Below are 19620 nucleotides of genomic sequence, written 5' to 3'. Positions count from 1 at the left end.
TCATTTTTTAGTTTGTACTTTTCTTTAGATCAGAATGAATAACTGGCACTAAAACCATAATTCAAATCATAATTTTGGAAATATTCAGGCTTCTTGATTGGTTTACCGATAAATATATCGTAGTAAAAAGTGCCACCCACCTTAAATTGACCACGTAGCCCCATCGCACCACCCACAAGGGTTTTACCTAAAAGCCATTGGGCAGATTGACCATCAACATGCCCAGCATCCAAGGCCATATAGAATTGATGTGCGGGAAAAATAGACATGGCTAAATCATTGCGCCAGTAGAAGCCACGGTCTGCTGCTAGGGTTAGGTCACCATCAAAACCGCGTACTGTATACCTTCCACCAATGGAAAGCCGGTCTTGGATGGTCAGCGGGGTGTCATTGTATTGCGCTCTAAAGGCACTTGAGTAGCTATATTGCTGGTTCTCAAATTGGAACGGAACATTCAGATTGGCATCTAGCGTCCAGATCTTCATCCGTGATGTACCTTCGTTCAGCGCTTCCTCAACTGCTGGTAATGAATCGAATGCACCTGTGCCTCGCTTATACCCTAGACTCAAATCCAGCACTGCAAATTGAATATATTCACGATGATCAAGGTTTAACTGCCAACCCGCAACATCTCTGCGCTGTATGGTCAGTTCGGCATCATCAATATAGCTTTTAGATTCTCGATGCCAGCCTTTCAAGGTCGCTGAGGTTTTACGCTTGGCATCCCGATAAAGCAATCGGGTCAAGCCTAAGTCTTGAGTCTGACTTTCTCCATTATAGTTATAGACATTATTGGTGCCTGCAACAGCTTGGTCATAATTGTATCGACTCGCATTGGCGCTGATCAGCCAGTTTTTATAAGGGACTGAATAATGAAGGGCATAGTTATGGGTTCCGCTCTTCACAGTGGTTCCATTTTGATCCGTAATCTCTTGCTGATCTGCTAAGTTACGGCCCATGGTGACGTAAAATAAGTCACTTCTAAATAAAGGGTTATCGACTGAAACGGTGATGTTACCTTGGTATTTACCGGTTTGACGACTACCGGCATCATCAGCACTTAAGGTCACGCGAATTGGAATTTTTCGCTGTTTCCATTTGACGATAACATCACTTTGATTGGGCGCATCTGCAGGAATAATTTGAATATCAGCTTCCGCTGTAGGCAGTCTTTTTAAGTTTTCTAAGCCTTGCTCTAAGTCACGTAAATTGAGAATATCGCCACTCTTCATTGGAAAGATATTTTTGGCATATTGAATTCGGCCTGCTCGGGTATTTTCCTCATCACTTAAATCGAGTTTGATTTCTCGAACTAATCCCGGAATGACGGTGAGTTTTAATACGCCTGTACTTAAGTTTTGAGGTGCAGCCAATATTCGTGTCGTAGTAAAGCCTCGGCCAATGATGATGTTCTGCGTTTGCGTCATCAACAGATTAATTCGCTGCTCACCCATGCATAAACCTGGAGTAAAACTTAAATCTTTTAACGCTTGTTGCACATATTGATCAAAATGCTTACTCATTTCGCCATCAAGTTCAACTGTCTTGATTTCAAAACAATTCTGATCTTCAAGGTCGGTAAGTTGTACAGCTTCTTTTTTTTGGATGACATCTAAATTAACATCACGTTCTGGTTGTATAATTTTTTCTAGTTCTGCTTGGCGCTGCTGGTTTCGAATCAAACCATCTATCGCTGGATCAAATGTTTCTGCAAATGCAAAAGGAGTAACAACAAAACCACCCAAAGTAAGCAAAATACTTTTTAATACTATATTTTTTTTGAACATAAATTTATTGCATGTTAAATTTTGCGCAGAAATTAACAAATAATGACCAAATATTCAATGGTATTTTATTTTTCAATTTCTCCCATTAGATTGTACCCCTCAATAGACACTTAACTTTCATTCTGCAGGACACCTTCACTTGCCACATGTGTCGTTGATAGCCAATCTGACCATTGTTCTTGATATAACTGTACCATATGAGCACTTGGCTGTTTTTTCGTAAGCGTCCGCTGAACACACCTTATGAATTCATCCTATAAGCCTTAATTTAGTCCCCACTTAAAAACAAGTGGGGACTTAAATTTATGACGACAAATAATCAGACATCCATCGCATCTCTAGCGAAAAAACGAAGAACATACAGTGCTGAATTTAAACAGCAGATCGTTCAGGCTTGTAAAGCACCTGACGTTTCAATTGCTTCGGTCGCTTTGCAACATGGATTGAATGCAAATCTTGTATCCAAATGGATTCGCTTATTTGATGGTAAACCAAAGAATGATCGCTCACCACCACCGAATAAACCTGCATTTATTGCCTTATCCTGCTCTGCACCATTAGATCCTATTTCTACTAATATGTTAACGGTTCAAATTGCTTTACCTCAATCAAAAGCAGAAATTGGCTTTGTGATACGGGTCTGATTTTTCTTGATAAGCTGTGGCTCAAATTTACCCTCACGATCTCTAGGGGTATCTAGTTCAAACTCACCATCATCAGTCAGTAGACGCTTCGTTGTGTAACCATTGCGAGCATTTTTACCTGTTCGTGGACTATTCTTTTCGTAACCTAAATGGTCGGTGAGTTCCGCATTAAGGGCAGTTTCAACAGTCAATTTCTTTAAAGCCCGACTAAAATTATTGAGATCGAGTTCGGTTTTTAGGTTCTTGGCTAACTCTTTAGCGAGTGCCAACATTGCTTCATCTTTCATGGTAAACACCTTTTGTTTGACCCCAACAACGTTGGGGGAGTTTAAGCGTTTACATAGTTTTATTTACAGTCTCAACAAATCCGAAAACAAGGCATCACCATTGCTCATCTAAGGAGTAGACCCAGATACGATATTAGGCATATTTAGGTTTTTTGTCGTGTACAGAGTCAAAAAAGATAGAATCTGGATTTTTATTACATTTACTATCCGTATACTTCAACAGCAGCTTTGAATGTTTCACTTAACCTTAAACTTTTTTTAAAATTAAATATATTTACATATACGTTCTAAAATTTGATATAATTTATTAAAACTTTAGATTCCAAGTGTAAATAATGAGAAGCGCTAATATTCGACGTGATGGCTACTTAAAATTTCTGAATACATGGCAAGACCGTGATGTCATTAAAGTACTTTCAGGTGTGCGTCGCTCTGGAAAATCCACCTTATTGGCAATGTTTCAACAAATCCTAAAAGCACAGGGTGTACAAGCCGAAAACATCATTGCCATCAACTTCGAATTTATGGAATTTGAAGAACTCACCGATTACCGTAAACTACATGATTATGTATTGTCCAAAGTTGATAAAAGTAAAAAAAACTATGTTTTCTTAGATGAAATACAACATGTTACAAATTTTGAGAAAGTAGTCGACTCTTTATATGTTCGGGATTATATCGATTTATATATTACAGGCTCAAATGCATTCTTTCTAAGTGGAGAACTTGCGACTTTACTTACAGGACGCTATATCGAGCAACATGTTCTACCTCTGTCATTCCAAGAATTTAAACAGTGGCATATTGAAAATAATCCGATCATCCAACAATTATCAAATCGTGATTTGTATGCCATGTATACGCGCAGTAGTTTCCCTTATACGCTTGCCATGACTAGCCAGCAGGAAACTTATGATTACTTGCAAGCAGTCTATGCCAGTGTAATGTTTAAAGATGTTATTCCCCGTTTGAATACTGCCGATATTAACTCTCTCGAGCGTGTCGCAAGATATTTGGCAAGCGTGACAGGCTCACCTATTTCCATCAATAAAATTAAAAATACCTTTGTTTCAAGTGGGGTTAAAATTTCATTTGAAACAGTAAAACGCTATATTCAGGGCTTACAGGACAGTTTGTTATTTTATAGTGCCGCACAATTTAAAGTACGCGGGCGTGAGTTATTACAATCCTCTGAAAAATACTATTTAGTTGATGTCGGATTGCGCCGGATTATGTTGCCTGATGCTAATGCTGATCAAGGTCATATCTTAGAAAATGTGATTTATCTTGAGCTTGTCAGACGAGGTTATACGGTCTATGTAGGGCGGGTTGATGAATATGAAATTGATTTTGTTGCTGTCGATACTTTACAGAATTTAACTTATTATCAGGTGGCATTAGAAACGCTCAATGAGGAGACACTCAGCCGAGAGTTACGTCCATTACAGAAAATTTCTGATTCGTATCCCAAGTATTTGCTTACCTTAGACACGATAGGGACTGAAGCGAATTATAATGGTATTGTAAAAATGAGTGCTCTCGATTGGTTGCTATCTGAAAATAAGTAAAGTTGAGGGTAGACATGGATACACTTATTTATTAATTAAAACTCAAAGACTTTTCAGCATTAACCAAGAGTGTGATCAAGCATAATTTCTGCTCCATTTGTGATGGATTGATTTACCTCGACTCGATTTCTATCTGATTAAGATGTATGGTCCGCTTGCATCATGTGAGGACAGGAAAAGGCGAAACGGCTACTTTTTGCATGTGATTAGATAGTTACGGCTGTTATAATCCGTTACTTAACGGGGGATTAATATGTTTAAAAATTTATTACTGAGTTTATTTGTGGCTGTTCCACGGCTTTGTTGCATAAAGATTTTGTAAGCTTCTGATTTAAATAGGTTTGTATGAATTTCAACCTAAAAATTAATGAACAAAATCAGTTGGTTATGTATTTATGCAACAAAGCCTATGTTAGAATATTTTTTTATCGATAGTCCAACATTAAAATTTCGTCTATCTGCGGGCTCAAAGAAACGATTATTACTATCATTGACAATCACGGAACCCACATAGTTTCGATCTAATAAATTATCTAGTCGTGCATAAGTATTTACTTTCCAGTCTTTATTGACCCACAAATAGCCAACATTTGCCGCAACGACCGTATAACTTGGTGCAGTATCAGAGTTGATATCATCGACATAAATCTTGTCCATATAACGTGCTTCTAAGCCTGCCTGAAATCCCTGCTCAGGTTGCCATGCCAAGCCTACAAAAGCTTGATTCTTGGCAATACCTGGAATATATGTTCCTTTTTGTATCAGCGGTTTGGTTGTGGTCGCTGGAATATCAGCATCAAAAGTCGCATCTAAATAACTATAACTGGTTCGAATATTGAGTGCTTGCCAGAGCTGTTTTTGCCACGATAACTCTAAGCCTTCACGTAAGGTTTTTTCTGCATTACGAAATGTGCTTCGCCCGCCATTGGCATCGTCAGGCACAATGTCATTTTTAGTTTCAGTATGAAATACAGCAAAAGTAAATAACCCTAAGGTATTCTGCGATTTTAAGCCAAGTTCTACGGTATCACTGGTCGCAGGTTTTAAATTAAAGTTAATGCCTGAAGTCCCTACTGTAAGATAGGCCATCTCGGTAAAGGTTGGTGTTTCGAAGCCTTTGCCATAGCTAGCATAAGTATAAAGCTCAGGTAATATATCCCAGCCTAAAGCGACAGTTGGAAGTAACTTTTGATAATCTGTTGAACCACTGTCATCACCATTGCCTGTGGTTTAGTCATGGTGCTGAAGCTATTTCTGATGTCTTAATTCTATTACCTGCAACACAGTACATTTAAGTTGATGATGCTACTAGCAATGTTTTAACTATTGGAAAATATTACAGTAATTTAAATTATTTGGGGGAATTTTCAATAAACATAAATTTCGACACGTCACATTGTGTCGTTAGTAAGTAGGATGATTCAATCACTTCAAACTTAGCATTGGTATAACCCTGCCCTATGAGACAGCTTCATAATAAGGCTGCTTATATCTAGAATACTGTGGCAGTTTAAAGTTTTATTTTAATTTTACCTCAAACCACATTTGATAAATAATGAAGAAAACCTAGATATAACCCCCACAAACTACTGATATTTTTAATTTGCTAAAATTTTACATTGATCATATTTCATTCATGTAATTGTCATTTTTGCTTCTTATGATGAAGCTTTTTAAACATGATGCTTCAAAAAAATGAAAAAAAAACCACTAACCTTAGCTTTATTAGCTTCGACAATTTTATTAACCGCATGTACTGATGATGGGGACAATGGTCAAAATGGATTGAATAGTTTGATTCAACAGACGCCTTTAGTACTTGGAAATGATGATTGCTGGAGTGCTGGAACACGTATTGAAAGTGGTTTGGATAAAAATCAAAATGGTGAGTTGGATGCGAATGAAATCCAGCAAAGCTCCATCCAGTGTGGTCCAAACTTATTTGCCCAAGGGGTTGCATTGCCTTACCAAAACTTAACAAGCTTTAAGGCGAATGGAACAACTATTGCGAGTGCATTTACACTTCGACAGGGTGGCTTTGGCTCTGATGTTGCTGCCCATCCTACGAACAATAAACAATTTTACGCAATCACAGATCGTGGCCCAAATGCTGACTATAATGATGGCGTGAATGGTGCTGGTAAGATTTTTCCAATGCCAGACTATATACCTAAAATTGGGTTGTTTGAGGTACAAGATGATGGCTCAATCAAACTCATCAAAACGATTTTATTAAAAGATCGTGATGGAAATAATATTAGTGGATTACCGAATACTGCTGCACTAGGTGGTACAGGCGAAACACCTTACGATATTCATGGCAAGGTCATCGCTAAAGATCCATCAAAGCCTTATGACCCAATAACGAACCCTATCAAACTTGATGATTACGGTCTCGATTCTGAAGGTTTGGCAGCATTGAATGATGGTACATTCTGGGTGAGTGATGAATATGGTCCTCACATTGTGCACTATGATGCCAATGGAAAAGAAATTGGTCGTATTAATCCTTTTGTAAATGATGTGCGCAATACCTTCACTTTACCGCAAGAATTTAGTTATCGTCGTGCCAACCGTGGTATGGAAGGTTTAACTATTACACCTGACCAAAAAACATTGGTTGGGATTATGCAATCGACAATGGACTTACCGACTAAAGCTGTTAATAAATCAACCTTAACACGTATTGTGACGATCAATCTTGAAACAGGAAAAGTTGCTCAGTATCTCTATCGTCAAGAAATTGATGCTAACTCAAACTCAGCTATTATTGCGATTAATGATCATGAGTTTTTAGTACTGGAACGTGATGGCAAATTCCTTAAAGACGATCCGAATATCATGAAACATGTTTATCGTATTGATCTGAAGGATGCTACCAATTTGGAGGATATCGCAACTCAGGGCGATCTAGTGCAAGATCCTAAACTTGGTTTAACGATTGCAGGTAAAACCCTCGAGCAATATTTCATCAATAACGATAAAAAATGGGAAGCATTACAAGCACTAAATATTCAGCCAGTAAGTAAAACATTGGTATTGGATATGGGTAAACGTGTAAGTTATGCGCATGACAAAATGGAAGGTCTATGGTTGATTAACCGACAAACTCTTGGCATTGTGAATGATGATGACATGGGTCTTTGGACAACCAATGGTTTAGAGCAAAAGTATTTGGATAATGTGGGCATGCGTGTCGATACACCTACCTTATATATTGCCGATAAGTTAAATCTTTTCAACCCATAACAATGAATGAAGCCCAAAAGCTAAAACTTTTGGGCTTTTTAAATTCAACTTTTGTCTAGAGAGAAAAATGAGAATAACTCAATCGGCTTTGATAACTTTCTTGGCAATTACAGTGCTACCATCGCTGAGCTATGCATCTCCCAAAGTCACATCTCGCGAATACAAAGTACTATTAGATCCCATAAATTTTAATTATGGAAATGAAGCAAGCAGCATAAATAGCTATTTTTCAGCGGTGAAAAATGCGATTGAAAATAAAATCAGTCGTGACGTAACTGGTGCTATGATCTTTGATACACAAAGAGAAATCCGCTTTTACGATACTCAAGGAAGCTGTACTTTAAAAAATATGGGATACAGCTTCAGAGAGCGTAATGAAAATGGTACAAAAGAAGTAACTTTAAAGTATCGTGGATATGACCATTATATTGCTGACTTCAAAGATTTGACTAGCAATGTATCAGGCGCAAAAACTAAGCTAGAAGATGACATTACTCGTAAAGATAACTTGAGTTTCCTTGTAGTTGCAAGCAAGTCAACAACCGTACCAACCTCGCGAACCATTAACGATTTTGAGGATATCAATATTCTATTTACTGGCTTCAAAAATGACTATAATTTTAATAATAGTCTAGCCCTGAATCAAGTTGGTGGTCTAACTATCTATGAACGAAAATATAGTGGTGCAACGATTGATTTAGGTGAATTCGATGCAGATTTAGAGTTAAGTTTATGGTATACCCTATTGCCTTACGGTAGTCTAAAACCTGTTTTAGCAGAAATTTCGTTTAAATATTCAGATCCCAATGCGAATTTCACAAGAAAAGTAGTTGATCGTGCTGCTTTAAGCTTCAGTGCTTTAAAAGGTTTAACCCAATATAATGCACCAACTTCGACAGCAACAAAGACTCAGTTTGTGTACCAATATCAATCAAATTTCTGCAATTAGCCTTCATACACATCTAGAAAATTTAACCTGATAGAAACAATAAAAAATGGGTAACTGTCAGATCAGGTTTGAGATACAAGTTATCCTTCTCTGCCCCAATTTCAAGCCCAATATTTAAAGCTTGGGCTGTTCTAAACACATTAATCACACAGCCTAAACCGAGTGAATAAATCGGCTGTCTTAATAGAACAACAACAGCACCTAGAATATGCTCAACTTCAGCCACAGTTTCAGGCTCGTATAGGTATTTTCCGTTCGCTTCTACGTGATTGTCAGTTTAGGACGCAAACTGGGGCTCATCCCGCCTGCACGTCCAACGCACAGCTTGGGGTATGAAGAATCACTCTATTGGTTCAGAGTATTGGCCTTCTTCGATGGCAAACGCAGCCGCATGTCGAAAAGGCCCATCAGGCGAAAATAGCAAGCCCCCCATTTGATCACTTACCGTGGCAGTTGGGACAATGGGGCAACACTTGATATGCCGAGCTTAAGAGGGTGAATAAGAGGGATGTGAACCGCCCCAAGGAATGGGGCAATTGGGGATGCGGTAACAACTCCTAACCGCATCAAGAATACCAAACTTGCAAAAGTCCCAAATTGGGACTAATATCTATTTATGAGAATTATCGCACTATCAACCTTAAAAACATTTTGGGAAGACAGCTCAGAATACATTGACGCTAAAGAGCCAACGTTAGCTTGGTATAGGCATGCATTAAACGCTGATTGGGGAGCACCGGCGGATGTGAAACAGGACTTTAGAAATGCCAGCATCCTCAAAGATGGGCGTGTCGTGTTTAACATTGCCGGTAATAAATACCGGTTAGTTGCTTGGATCAATTATGCGTACAAAGTGGTTTACATACGGTTTATCGGCAGCCATGCGCAATACGATAAAATTGATGTACAAACGATTTGAAGCCAAAAGGTAGTAACAAGAGGTAAATATAATGGACATCAGACCTATTAAAACAGATGCCGACTACCGCGCGGCATTAAACGACATCGAAAACCTAATGATGGCGGAGCCTGATACCGTCGAAGGCGAAAAGCTGGACATTTTGGTTACGTTAGTCGAGGCCTACGAAGCAAAGCATTTTCCAATGGATTTGCCAGACCCTGTTGAGGCAATAAAGTTTGAGATGGAGCGCAAAGGCTTAACCGTTAAAGATCTTGAACCCATGATAGGTAAAAGCAATCGTGTTTATGAAATCCTAAACCATAAGCGATCACTCACGCTAAAAATGATTTGGAAACTTCATGAAGGGTTAGGTATTCCAGCAGAGTCGCTGATCAAGCCACCGCAAGTTCGCGCTTTATAGTGCTGCGAATCAAAATTAGTTTGTTATGAATGACGCTCGCTACCCAAACATTTCTGCTATTGATAACAGGCTAGCTGAGCTTGAAAATGAAAAGCAGCAGCTTCTCGCATTAAGAGAGGCTTTGCGTAGCGCTCAAATCGAGCGTTCAGTACAGACATTCACGCCAGAACAAAAGGTCGCCTTATTCAGACAACGATTTCGTGGAAGAGAGGATATCTTTGCCAATCGTTGGCAAAATCAACAGGGGCGCAGTGGCTATTCCGTAGCCTGTGATAATGAGTGGGTAAGCGGGCTATGCAACAAACCCCGCATTAAATGCCAAGACTGTTCACACCGAAAGTTTAGCGAATTAAACGAGCACATTATTTACAGGCACCTTGCCGGTCATCAAGTGGTTGGTCTGTATCCACTACTTAAAGATAATTCGTGCTATTTGTTGGCAGCCGATTTTGACAAAGGCTGTTGGCAAGAAGAAGTCAAAGCAATGTCTAAAGTGTGCCAAGCGTTTGATATTCCGCACGCGATAGAAATCTCGCGTTCTGGCAACGGGGCTCACTTATGGATATTTTTTGAAACCAATATCCCAGCGAACCATGCTCGGGCACTGGGTTTCGCTTTGCTTGATAAAGCCATGGAAATATTTCCAAATCTATCGTTTGACTCCTATGACAGGCTCTTTCCTAACCAAGATGTACTTCCTGAAGGCGGGTTTGGCAATCTCATTGCGTTACCACTTCAAAAGGAGGCTCGCCTTTCAGGTCGTAGTTGCTTTGTTGACAGTGACCTGAATGCCATCGATGATCAATGGCGGTACCTTGCTGAGCTTAAAACGCTCACTCAGTCGAGTATTGACCAACTCATAACAACTATTTCACCCAACACCCTATTACTGTCCGAGCAAGGGCTAACAGACAACCGCCCTCCTTGGGAAATCACAGCCAAAGCCGCACCAATAAAATTAGAGTCTTTGCCGAAAAACGTGACCATTACCTTGGCCAACCATATCTACTTTTTGATGAGCGAGTTACCTGGGCCATTACTGGCCGGACTAAAGCGATTAGCTAGTTTTTCTAATCCTGTGTTTTTTAAAACACAAGCGTTGCGCTTTTCAACCCATGGCATTCCGAGGTTTATTTCCTGTGCTCGTATTGAAAACGGTTATCTAGCACTACCGCGAGGCTGCCTCGATGATGCGATTGCTTTGCTACAAGAGCAAAACATTTCGCCACTATTTGACGATAAGCGTGAAATTGGTAAACCATTATTAAAGCTTACCCCTGAGTTCACTTTGCGAAAGAACCAGCGTGACGCAGTGGCCGCAATATCTAAACATGACTTCGGTATTTTGCATGCGCCAACTGCATTTGGAAAAACGGTTACTGCCATTGCTATGATCGTAAAACGCAAAGTAAATACCCTCATACTGGTTCATAGCCGACAACTGCTCGAACAATGGCAAGAGCGCTTACGCACGTTCCTACCCGAAGTAACCATTGGCAGTATAGGCGGAGGTAAAAGAAAGCCGAGTGGCATTATCGACATAGCCACCTACCAAAGTTTGGTTAATAAAAAAGACAATTCCATCACTCCTCTCATTCAAGACTACGGCCATATTATTGTTGACGAATGCCACCACCTATCTGCACCAAGGTTTGAAATGGTACTCAACGAGGTAAGAGCAAAATATGTATTGGGCCTTACAGCAACACCAGAGCGACAAGATGGTCATCAAAAGATCATTTTTATGGCGGCAGGGCCTATTCGCTACAAAGTGAAACAAAGCCCTGATGAGCAATTTACTCAAACCGTGATGATTCATCAGCTCTACGATGTACCAGCAGCAGAGCTTATAAAAACAGATGAGCGCCCCAAAATAAGCGATGCCTACCGCTGGCTCGTCAATAATGAGCAGCGCACTTCAAAAATCGTCTCAGACGCCTACGAGTGTGTTCAAAATGGCGGACACCCGTTAGTCCTTACAGAGCGTAGAGAGCACGCAGAATCCATACACTCACGACTTACCGAAATGGGTATAAGCACTGTCGTACTTAAAGGCGCCATGAAAGCTGCGGAACGCAAGAACGCTGACAATCATCTGCAATCGGCTCAAGTCGTCGTCGCAACAGGAAAATATGTAGGCGAAGGGTTTGACCTACCAAGACTGGATACGTTGTTTTTGGCCATGCCCATCTCATGGAAAGGAACATTGGCTCAATATGCCGGTCGTATTCATCGTGAATCGGAAGGCAAAACACAAGTCACTATTCACGACTATGTGGACTGCACTCTCCCTATGCTGCAACGCATGTTTAAAAAACGCGAGAAAAGCTACAAGGCTATGAGGTACGCCCTTGAGTACATTGATGACAACAGTAACAAGCAACCTTCATTGAAATTAGAAAACATCCCTTCACCAAATACCAAGCCAAAATAAACAGCAGCACTTCATTAAACACTTCCCCATGCCTTTACCCCCATACGCCAAAACTGAGCTAAATCAGCTGTGGTTTGTGCTCCACAATTGGAAATAAATTCAGCAATCTCTAAGTAGCTGGCACCTTGAGATTGTTCACCATCATAGTATTGAAGCTGTGTCATGGCCGACGAAAAATGCAGCCGCTTGTCACCGTCGCGGTCAAACCGTTTTGTTAAGAAGGTATGGTGCTGTGACGAAAATTGCCTCATCTCACTTGGAAACATGTCAACACCTGCCGCTAACGCCAATTCATAACAGACCATCTCCCACGCGCCCACATCATGGGTATCGTTTAAATTGGGAAACTTAGCAATCCACAAGTGGTCTTGTTCATCTGTGACACAAGCTTTGGGCCTTGCACCACCTAATGATGAGCCTGGAGAAATCAGCATTTTCAACCAGCGGTAATACTCGTCACTGTCGATGTTATCGTCTTTTTCAATCTGCATTGCTGCATGCTCTAGCTCTCGCAAAGAAGCCATTGGCGGCGCAGCAAATTCAGAATTGTCGTCCAAAAAAGCATTCGAGCCTGTTCGCTTAAATCGAATACCACCCATCCGGTAAGAGTCATTTACGCCCAGCAGGTAATCCAATTCGTTTAATCGACTTGTTGCTCGAATGCCTTTGCGCGCCTCAATCGCCGCACGCCGCTGCATTAAAATACGCCCCCATCTATCAGGCGATGAATCAAGAAATGCGCGGAAGCTTTTATCGACTTCATCGTTTTAGAGTACACCGGAGTGGAGGGTCAGGATGGGATCAATTTGCAAGCGATAGGCTGAGGTTAAAAATGCTTTATCGTAGGCAAAACTAAACACGCCACCTCGGCTTGAATCGCTGTAAGAAAGCAGCCCTATTAGCAAAGGTGCTTCAATTGGCTGCCAGTCGGCATAGACTTCAACGATTTCACGGCTCATCTTGAACCTTCCAGCAATTTTATGTTTTGCAGCTTGATACCCACTTCATCATGGGCGGCCATTTCTGCAAAGTTGCTTTCCATGCCAAGAACGGCCATCACCTTTAAGTAAGTGCCTATGGCAACGCCCGGATCACCGGCTAAGACTTAATTCACGGTTTTATGATCAAAACCAGTACGTTCACACAGTAGCTTTTTGGTAAAACCACGTCTTTTCATCGCCAACAGCAAGTCTTCACCAAACTGCGTCAGGATTTTACGCTGCTTTGGAAACAATATATTGTGTAAGTCACGCTTAGCCATATCACCAACCAAAGGGACTATATTCCCACTTTACTCAATATAATTGGATTTATATCCTACTTTTAGGTTTAGCTTGCGCGTTGGCCAAGGCGATGATGTGAATCCCTGAATGCCAAAGGTCATCAAATTACACTTTTATGCGCATAAAAATGTAAAATTCCGCACTTTTCTGCGCGTAAAAGTGTAGGCTGAGTTATACTACAGGCAGTTAACAGTCTTAATTGGCGGGAAATGACAATGCAGCGCAACTTACTAAACGCCCTAATAACATGGAAAAATCAACCGGTGCGCAAGCCATTATTGATCGATGGTGCAAGACAAACAGGTAAAACCTATCTGCTACAAGAGTTATTTGGGAATACCTTTGCCAACATCCTTCGTATCGACTTCCTTGAAAACCCTGCCTACAAAGAAGCGTTCGATGGCTCTCTGTCACCTGACGAGCTAGTAATGAATATTGAGTTGTTAACCAACCAAGCGTTCAACCCAGAAACCGATCTGCTGATATTAGATGAAATTGGCGAATGTGAACGTGCCGTTACCTCACTAAAGTACTTTGCTGAAAAAGCACCGTCCTATTTTGTCGCTGCCAGCGGCTCGAATATTGGTTTGCTCAACACCTTCCCTGTGGGCAAGGTAGAACAATACAATTTACGACCACTGACCTTCCAAGAATTTATTTACGCATCCAACGAGCAAGCGCTGATCAAAGCGTTTGATAGTCAAGCAAGCACACCGGCAGTACACACCAAATTGATGGACAAACTCACTGACTACTTTTTTACTGGTGGTATGCCGGAAGCCGTTTCTGCTTGGTATCAGTATAAGGATTCAAGCATTCTAGAGCGTGTTGAAAAAGTCACAAAAATTCATGCCGATTTAGTGGAAGGTTATCGCCGCGATTTTGGTAAGTACGCGGGCAAGGTCGACACCACACTGATTGAATCGGTATTTAATAGCATTCCAGCCCAGCTATCACTTGTCAGCGATGAGTCGGTTAAACGCTTTAAATTTAAGCATGTGCATGAGCGTAAATCTCGTTATAGCGATTTTGAAACCGCGATCCATTGGCTTAACTGCTGCCGCCTAGCTTTGCCAAACTACCCTATTGAAGGATTGCCGAAATCTCCGTTAGCGGCCTATAAAAAAGAAAATATGGTGAAACTGTTTTTGTTTGATGTGGGTCTGCTTAATCATATGCTCGGCAGCAGTTATAAAGAAATTAAGCAACAAAACTATGAATACAAAGGTTATGTGGCTGAAAACTTTGTGCAACAAGAGCTCACTGCCATTGGCGTTGACCCAAGCTATTCATGGAATGACGCCCGTGCCGAAATCGAATTTATTTTGGCGACCGATGAAGGCGATATCGTCCCTGTGGAGGTCAAAAGTGGTAAACGTACAAGAGCAAAATCGTTGGCATCCTACGTTGAAAAATGTACTCCAAGTAAAACCTTTAAGTTAACGGGTACACAAGGCTCATCCGCATTAGAGCAAACCAATATCGTGATGCCTTTGTATTTCACGCAGTATTTACCACAGAGATGGTAAAAGCGCGTTACTTAGACCCCGAGGTCTACACAAAGTGACTTCATAGGTAACAATTTGTAGACCTTTGGTGGGCTTACAACCTTTCAACCAACCCTCAATCGGTTTTTTGCTAACGTCATTTGGCCAGCCTATCGCCTCATCGTTTAAAGCAAATCACTCAAGCGATTTAACAGTGCTTTACGGCTATTATTCGCCACAACAAAGCGCTTAAAACGTTGTTCAAACGCCGCTTCATCAGCTTTGAACTGATAGGCCTCAAACAGCTGATGCAGATAGCGTGATGCCGCATCGTAACCACTGGCGCAAGTTCGATCCGCTTGCTCTTGTGATTGCTGCCAGTAGTGCTCACGTTGATTGTAGATATACGTCAACGCTTTTTCTTTTTCCGCTTTTTCGATAGCTAATTTTTTTGCGAGTGCTGCGGCTTGCTCTTGCTGTAATTGACTTTGCGCTTGCTCAATGAAAGGAGAAATGACGGCGGAAGTTAACCAGTATTGATAGATCTCGTCTGTGTTGACAGGTTCTTTTCGCGTCAGCGCTAAGGCTTGGTGACGGGTTAGCTGGCCTTGCTCAAACAACGTGCGTAATAGCGTGTCTTTCTCTGCTTGCGAGAGATTATGGATCCACGCATCAAGCGTAAGCTGAGTTTGTTTGGCTTGGTGACTGGGTTGTTCGCTCAGCACCATGGCGAGCGCCTTAACCAATGCTAAGGGAATATCATACAGCGCAGCAAACGCCTGCTCCTCTTCCCTGAGGTGCTCAAAATCGAATTGAATTAACGGCACTCGCTCAACGCCATCATTAAAATCAAACGCTTTGAGCCACATTAAGTACACAAGGCGCCAATCCCCTTGCATTAACCCGCCGCGTAAAGCGGCTAAATGCTGGAAAAAGTCGTCAGCATGCTCATCGTCAAAATACTCATCACACTCCTCAAGGGAAAAAATCAGCAACTGCCACTCATCGTTTTCGTGAACATGAAGTCCATCACTTGAAAAGCCAAGTAACGCATCTGGAAGCGTTCCTGCTGGTAGCTTGATGTATACATCGATTGAGCCCCAATCGGCATAGTAAAAACCGATATCAAAGTATTTTAACATCAGCTCAAAAGGCTCGGCCTTTAGATCACTGTAGGTGTAATACACCTGAAAGGCCGTAGCGCTGATCTCGGCACGGCTTGAAATGGCTCTGAGTGCTTGACGTGCTTTAGCATCTAAATACCCATCCAGACGCTCAAATTTATAGTATTGAAATTCGCTCACGGTGACCTTGCTATTTATTTATTGTGAATTGAAAAGTTTGTTTTAACAAAGGCTGTACCTGAATCACTCTGGCGACTTGTTCAGCGTTTATATAACGTCTTGGGTCAATCGTTACAAATCCCCAAAACTGCAAAAATCGCTCAATAAATCGTGATTCGATGAGCATACTTAAGTTTCTTTCTGGCGAGAAGTAATCATCCGTAGGGAATACCAGCAATAGATTAGGGAAAGCTGTCATCACCTCTTTCACAAGCTGCTCCACACTGTTGTGGCTTTGAATACGCCACAGCATAAACAACCAAAAAGTGCGCAAGTCGACATCGTATTCGAAACTGTCCAAATAACCCCAGTTATATTTGCTGATAGCGGCCTCTAACATAGGTTTGAAAAAGGCCTGTATGCCTAGCGCTTGATACTGCTTTTGCGCTGATTTTTTTACATGGTAGCGGCCACTGCGCCGATAAATAATACCGCTAATTTCGGCAAGCACTCGGGTGTAGTGCAAGGCATTAAATTTGTCTTCATTGCTGCCCGAAAACTCGCTGATGCTTATACTACGTTCTAATTGAGCAACGGCAAACTCAGGCAATAACTCACTGGCCTGTTTAACCAACTTAGCCGGTAAGTTGCCTTTACTCGTGGCTTTGAAGGAGCCTTCTTGCGCCATGGCCTCATCAAGAATGAGGGCTAGATAACGCATTATTGGGCTGGCAGAAAGAGAGTCGGGAGTGCAAATTGTCACCCACTTTAATTCATCAAAAGGCGCATAAAGCCAATTGGCCATTTGCGTTGGCGTTACGCCACAAAAATCGGGATGAGGTTGATGATTGCGTTCTTGCACTTTGTGCTGCAAAGCGGCATTGAGTTCATCAAGACTCAAATTTGGGTTCATTGCCAGCATGGTTTCAACATCATCGAAGACTTGGGCATGTTGCTTGGAAACGCTGCTCATACAACAACGTTTAAATTTTTTACCACTGCCACAATGGCAAGGATCGTTTCGGCCGAGCTTCATTACTGTCCCTTCTTATTGTTATAGAAAAAGCGCTGCATTTTCTTGTTTACGCTGCTCCAATGTCTTAGCAATCACGGACATTGTTGTTTTACTGATCCCTTGTTGCTTGGCAAGATACGTAAATTGGCTGATGGCTTCTGCGACTTCTTCAATAACTTGCTTTGCATCATTCCAATTCGCAAAGCCAGCACTAGTAGCAAGTTTTTGCATCACCTTAAGCGATGGCGCTTTGCCATAACCGCCGAAAGCAGTGGCGTGTTCGTTGAATGGATGTGGGCTGTAGGTAACATCGTAAAAAGGTGCAGGGTTCCATTGACCGTCATCCGCTTGCAAAAACGCCCAGTTTTTACTGTGGTCGTCTTGGTTAGACGACAGCAGGTTAAAAACGGCACGGCGAAATTGCAGCTGCCCAGCAGCAGGAGATTTACACAACTGACGGCTGGCTTTGATCAAGTCAATATAATCTAAACTTGGCGTTCGAAAGTCTGCATCCAGCAGCCCGCAAGCGCTGTGCATATGCAAGCGACCTGAACTGCGATTACCGCTTAAACGGGCCTGCTCCGTGACATAATCAAAACGCTTAAGCGCCAACCAGGCAGACGCACCGCTTGTAGTTGGTGCTTCAATGAGTTGCCAGACTGGTGGTTGGCACTTGGCAAGCTCGGCCATTTGCAAATAAACCGCTTCACACAACCCTTCTTCATGCCCGAGCGCGAGATTTTTCGAGGTAAACTTAATCAGCCAAGCCTCATCTCCAGGCTGAGCAAAGGTTCGACAATGCTGAGTTTCCCCTGCAGGCATATAAATCTGCGCCTTAGGCCTTGCTCCACCCGAACTACCACCGGCGACTAATGCGGCCAACACCTGTTGCGTATGCCCATCTAACTCATCGTGATTATCATCCATATAATCTGACATTGAAGCATCGAACAGCGTTTGTGCTTCTAAGCCCAAGGTTGCTAAATCAATGTCCGCGTATGTCGTGGCTGAAAACTCAGACACCGGAGCAAAAGACAGCGCTCCCATGCCTTTATCACCGACAAAGGCCAGTCTATCCATCGCCGTTAATTGATTAGGTAGGATGCCCTTTTGCCGGAAAATACGATCTTGTAACAACATGCCCCAGCCATCGGGCAAACAATCCCCAAATACGCCATGTACACCTTGGTGCGGCGCTTTAGGTGCGGCTTGAACTAGCGTATTCGCTTGCAAGGTAAACGGTGATAAATTGCCAAACTGCTGCAAATAGTCGTCAGTATACTGAAAAAAAACGCCTTGCCGATTCTGCGCCAAGACTCCAACAGATATCTGCTCACCTGAGCTTAGCGTACGAGTAACATTAAGCTTCTGAATCGGTTTAAAACTCATCTTTTAGCACCTCATCAATACTCATGGGTATAGCAGCGCGTTCTTTGCTAAGTTGCGTGAGCTGATAAAGCCTATCTAGCGAATCAAGTGTCTGCCATAGCAACAGCAATTGACGAAATGAAATTTGCCCGGTCAGCTCAAATTTCTTAATGGTGGCCGCAGGTACGCAGCTTCGCTCAGCCAATGCAGCGCGCGACAGCTTTGCCTGCTTGCGTAACTCACGTAAATAAGCCGCATAAGCTTGGCTTACATCGGTATCATCAAGTAAGGTAAAATTCATCCGCAAAGACCAAATGGATACAGTTATATCCATTATAGCGAAATAAAACATAAAGTGGATACTATGATATCCATAATTGCGTAGAGTGTTGAAAAAATCACTCGATAAAGCCCTTCAAAACTGCTATTTTTAGACCCTAACAGCAGCATAAGATTAACCCGTTAGGTCAGGTGGCCTAACTTAAATAAAAAAGTCTCCGACAAACCCGGTACGGTTCAGCCATATATAACTCCATCAACCTGATTTTTTACCATTCGGTTTACCTAATTAATCATCACAAAATTATGTTGGTGATTATTTGGTAAATTTTTAAAAACTTATGTGACCAAAATTAAACGATCTTAATAAACATTAATTCCAATAAAAATATTTTAAAACGTAAGTTATTGATGTTATTGTACTTATATACACAGCAATTTATACAATTTAATGTAAATTATGTTGGTGACTATTGCCAAGGTTGGGGTAAATTTTTATGATCTAACTTTTACTACTTTGTAGCAGGAATCACAGCCATACAATCAATCAATCCCAACCTCGGTAATAGCTTAAAAATATTACTAATAAAAATAGAACCAAATTAAATTATGCACACCAAAACTATAAATTGTGTCTACTTTTCTACACTTACACAATAAATACC

The 19620-nt window shown here is 41.4% G+C and carries 14 protein-coding genes and 5 pseudogenes; 9 read left to right on the top strand and 10 right to left on the bottom strand.

What is annotated here, in order from left to right:
* Positions 1–29: 29 nt before the first annotated feature.
* Entirely contained in the window at positions 30–1787 is a 1758-nt protein-coding gene (locus FTU70_RS03270) for a ShlB/FhaC/HecB family hemolysin secretion/activation protein (RefSeq protein WP_154320126.1), read from the bottom strand.
* A 305-nt stretch (positions 1788–2092) separates the two neighbouring features.
* On the opposite strand from FTU70_RS03270, the gene FTU70_RS03265 reads away from it, so the two are divergent.
* Positions 2093–2431 (top strand): transposase, encoded by a 339-nt coding sequence (locus tag FTU70_RS03265; RefSeq protein WP_180038019.1) that lies wholly within the window; start codon positions 2093–2095, stop codon positions 2429–2431.
* On the opposite strand, the pseudogene FTU70_RS03260 reads toward FTU70_RS03265, so the two are convergent.
* A pseudogene (locus tag FTU70_RS03260) lies at positions 2416–2718 on the bottom strand (transposase); the annotation flags it as partial. The gene FTU70_RS03265 and the pseudogene FTU70_RS03260 overlap by 16 nt on opposite strands.
* 335 nt (positions 2719–3053) lie before the next feature.
* On the opposite strand from FTU70_RS03260, the gene FTU70_RS03255 reads away from it, so the two are divergent.
* Together FTU70_RS03255 and FTU70_RS14415 are read left to right on the top strand one after the other, a co-directional pair.
* A complete protein-coding gene (locus FTU70_RS03255) occupies positions 3054–4286 on the top strand; it encodes an ATP-binding protein (protein WP_094069408.1) in 1233 nt (410 codons plus the stop codon).
* A 38-nt stretch (positions 4287–4324) separates the two neighbouring features.
* Positions 4325–4411 (top strand): annotated as a pseudogene (locus FTU70_RS14415) (HNH endonuclease); the annotation flags it as partial.
* Positions 4412–4679: 268 nt separating this feature from the next.
* On the opposite strand, the pseudogene FTU70_RS03250 reads toward FTU70_RS14415, so the two are convergent.
* Positions 4680–5507: pseudogene (locus FTU70_RS03250) on the bottom strand (TonB-dependent receptor domain-containing protein); the annotation flags it as partial.
* Positions 5508–5981: 474 nt separating this feature from the next.
* Between FTU70_RS03250 and FTU70_RS03245 the strand changes: the two are divergent.
* On the top strand, positions 5982–7535 hold the full coding sequence (locus FTU70_RS03245; RefSeq protein WP_167846514.1) for an esterase-like activity of phytase family protein: 1554 nt from the start codon (positions 5982–5984) through the stop codon (positions 7533–7535).
* A 67-nt stretch (positions 7536–7602) separates the two neighbouring features.
* Complete coding sequence (locus FTU70_RS03240) at positions 7603–8484, top strand: hypothetical protein (protein ID WP_094069355.1); 882 nt, start codon at positions 7603–7605, stop codon at positions 8482–8484.
* A 22-nt stretch (positions 8485–8506) separates the two neighbouring features.
* Here FTU70_RS03240 and FTU70_RS03235 read toward each other — a convergent pair whose 3' ends face one another.
* A complete protein-coding gene (locus FTU70_RS03235; RefSeq protein ID WP_094069354.1) occupies positions 8507–8710 on the bottom strand; it encodes a hypothetical protein in 204 nt (67 codons plus the stop codon).
* A 390-nt stretch (positions 8711–9100) separates the two neighbouring features.
* On the opposite strand from FTU70_RS03235, the gene FTU70_RS03230 reads away from it, so the two are divergent.
* The 3 genes from FTU70_RS03230 to FTU70_RS03220 are packed head-to-tail and all read left to right on the top strand — an operon-like array spanning position 9101 to position 12240.
* A complete protein-coding gene (locus tag FTU70_RS03230; protein WP_154320130.1) occupies positions 9101–9403 on the top strand; it encodes a type II toxin-antitoxin system HigB family toxin in 303 nt (100 codons plus the stop codon).
* Between the two features lie 31 nt (positions 9404–9434).
* Positions 9435–9806 (top strand): type II toxin-antitoxin system HigA family antitoxin, encoded by a 372-nt coding sequence (locus FTU70_RS03225; RefSeq protein WP_000354814.1) that lies wholly within the window; start codon positions 9435–9437, stop codon positions 9804–9806.
* Between the two features lie 25 nt (positions 9807–9831).
* Positions 9832–12240, top strand: coding sequence for a DEAD/DEAH box helicase family protein (locus FTU70_RS03220; RefSeq protein ID WP_094069352.1), 2409 nt, complete (start codon positions 9832–9834; stop codon positions 12238–12240).
* 44 nt (positions 12241–12284) lie between these two features.
* Here FTU70_RS03220 and FTU70_RS03215 read toward each other — a convergent pair.
* Positions 12285–13199 (bottom strand): annotated as a pseudogene (locus FTU70_RS03215) (type II toxin-antitoxin system HipA family toxin); the annotation flags it as partial.
* Positions 13196–13501, bottom strand: a pseudogene (locus FTU70_RS14410) (transcriptional regulator). The pseudogenes FTU70_RS14410 and FTU70_RS03215, both read right to left, overlap by 4 nt.
* Positions 13502–13738: 237 nt before the next feature.
* On the opposite strand from FTU70_RS14410, the gene FTU70_RS03205 reads away from it, so the two are divergent.
* Positions 13739–15052: an ATP-binding protein gene (locus FTU70_RS03205; RefSeq protein WP_070153175.1), complete on the top strand. Its 1314-nt coding sequence runs from the start codon at positions 13739–13741 to the stop codon at positions 15050–15052.
* A 143-nt stretch (positions 15053–15195) separates the two neighbouring features.
* Here FTU70_RS03205 and FTU70_RS03200 read toward each other — a convergent pair whose 3' ends face one another.
* Genes FTU70_RS03200 through FTU70_RS03185 form a run of 4 tightly spaced genes read right to left on the bottom strand, consistent with a single transcriptional unit; the run spans position 15196 to position 18977 of the window.
* Positions 15196–16314: a hypothetical protein gene (locus FTU70_RS03200; protein WP_154320131.1), complete on the bottom strand. Its 1119-nt coding sequence runs from the start codon at positions 16312–16314 to the stop codon at positions 15196–15198.
* A 10-nt stretch (positions 16315–16324) separates the two neighbouring features.
* Positions 16325–17329, bottom strand: a complete 1005-nt coding sequence (locus FTU70_RS03195) for a YecA family protein (RefSeq protein ID WP_070153169.1) — start codon at positions 17327–17329, stop codon at positions 16325–16327.
* Between the two features lie 18 nt (positions 17330–17347).
* Positions 17348–18697, bottom strand: a complete 1350-nt coding sequence (locus FTU70_RS03190; RefSeq protein ID WP_154320132.1) for a type II toxin-antitoxin system HipA family toxin — start codon at positions 18695–18697, stop codon at positions 17348–17350.
* Positions 18687–18977, bottom strand: coding sequence for a helix-turn-helix transcriptional regulator (locus FTU70_RS03185; protein ID WP_070153163.1), 291 nt, complete (start codon positions 18975–18977; stop codon positions 18687–18689). Before FTU70_RS03185 ends, FTU70_RS03190 begins: the two co-directional genes overlap by 11 nt.
* Positions 18978–19620: the final 643 nt, after the last annotated feature.

It is taken from the genome of Acinetobacter sp. YH12135 (assembly GCF_013418565.1).
In the GTDB taxonomy this organism is placed as follows: Bacteria; Pseudomonadota; Gammaproteobacteria; order Pseudomonadales; family Moraxellaceae; genus Acinetobacter; species Acinetobacter towneri.
Note: the sequence above shows the minus strand (reverse complement) of the source record. Positions and strands in the feature narration are given on the sequence as shown.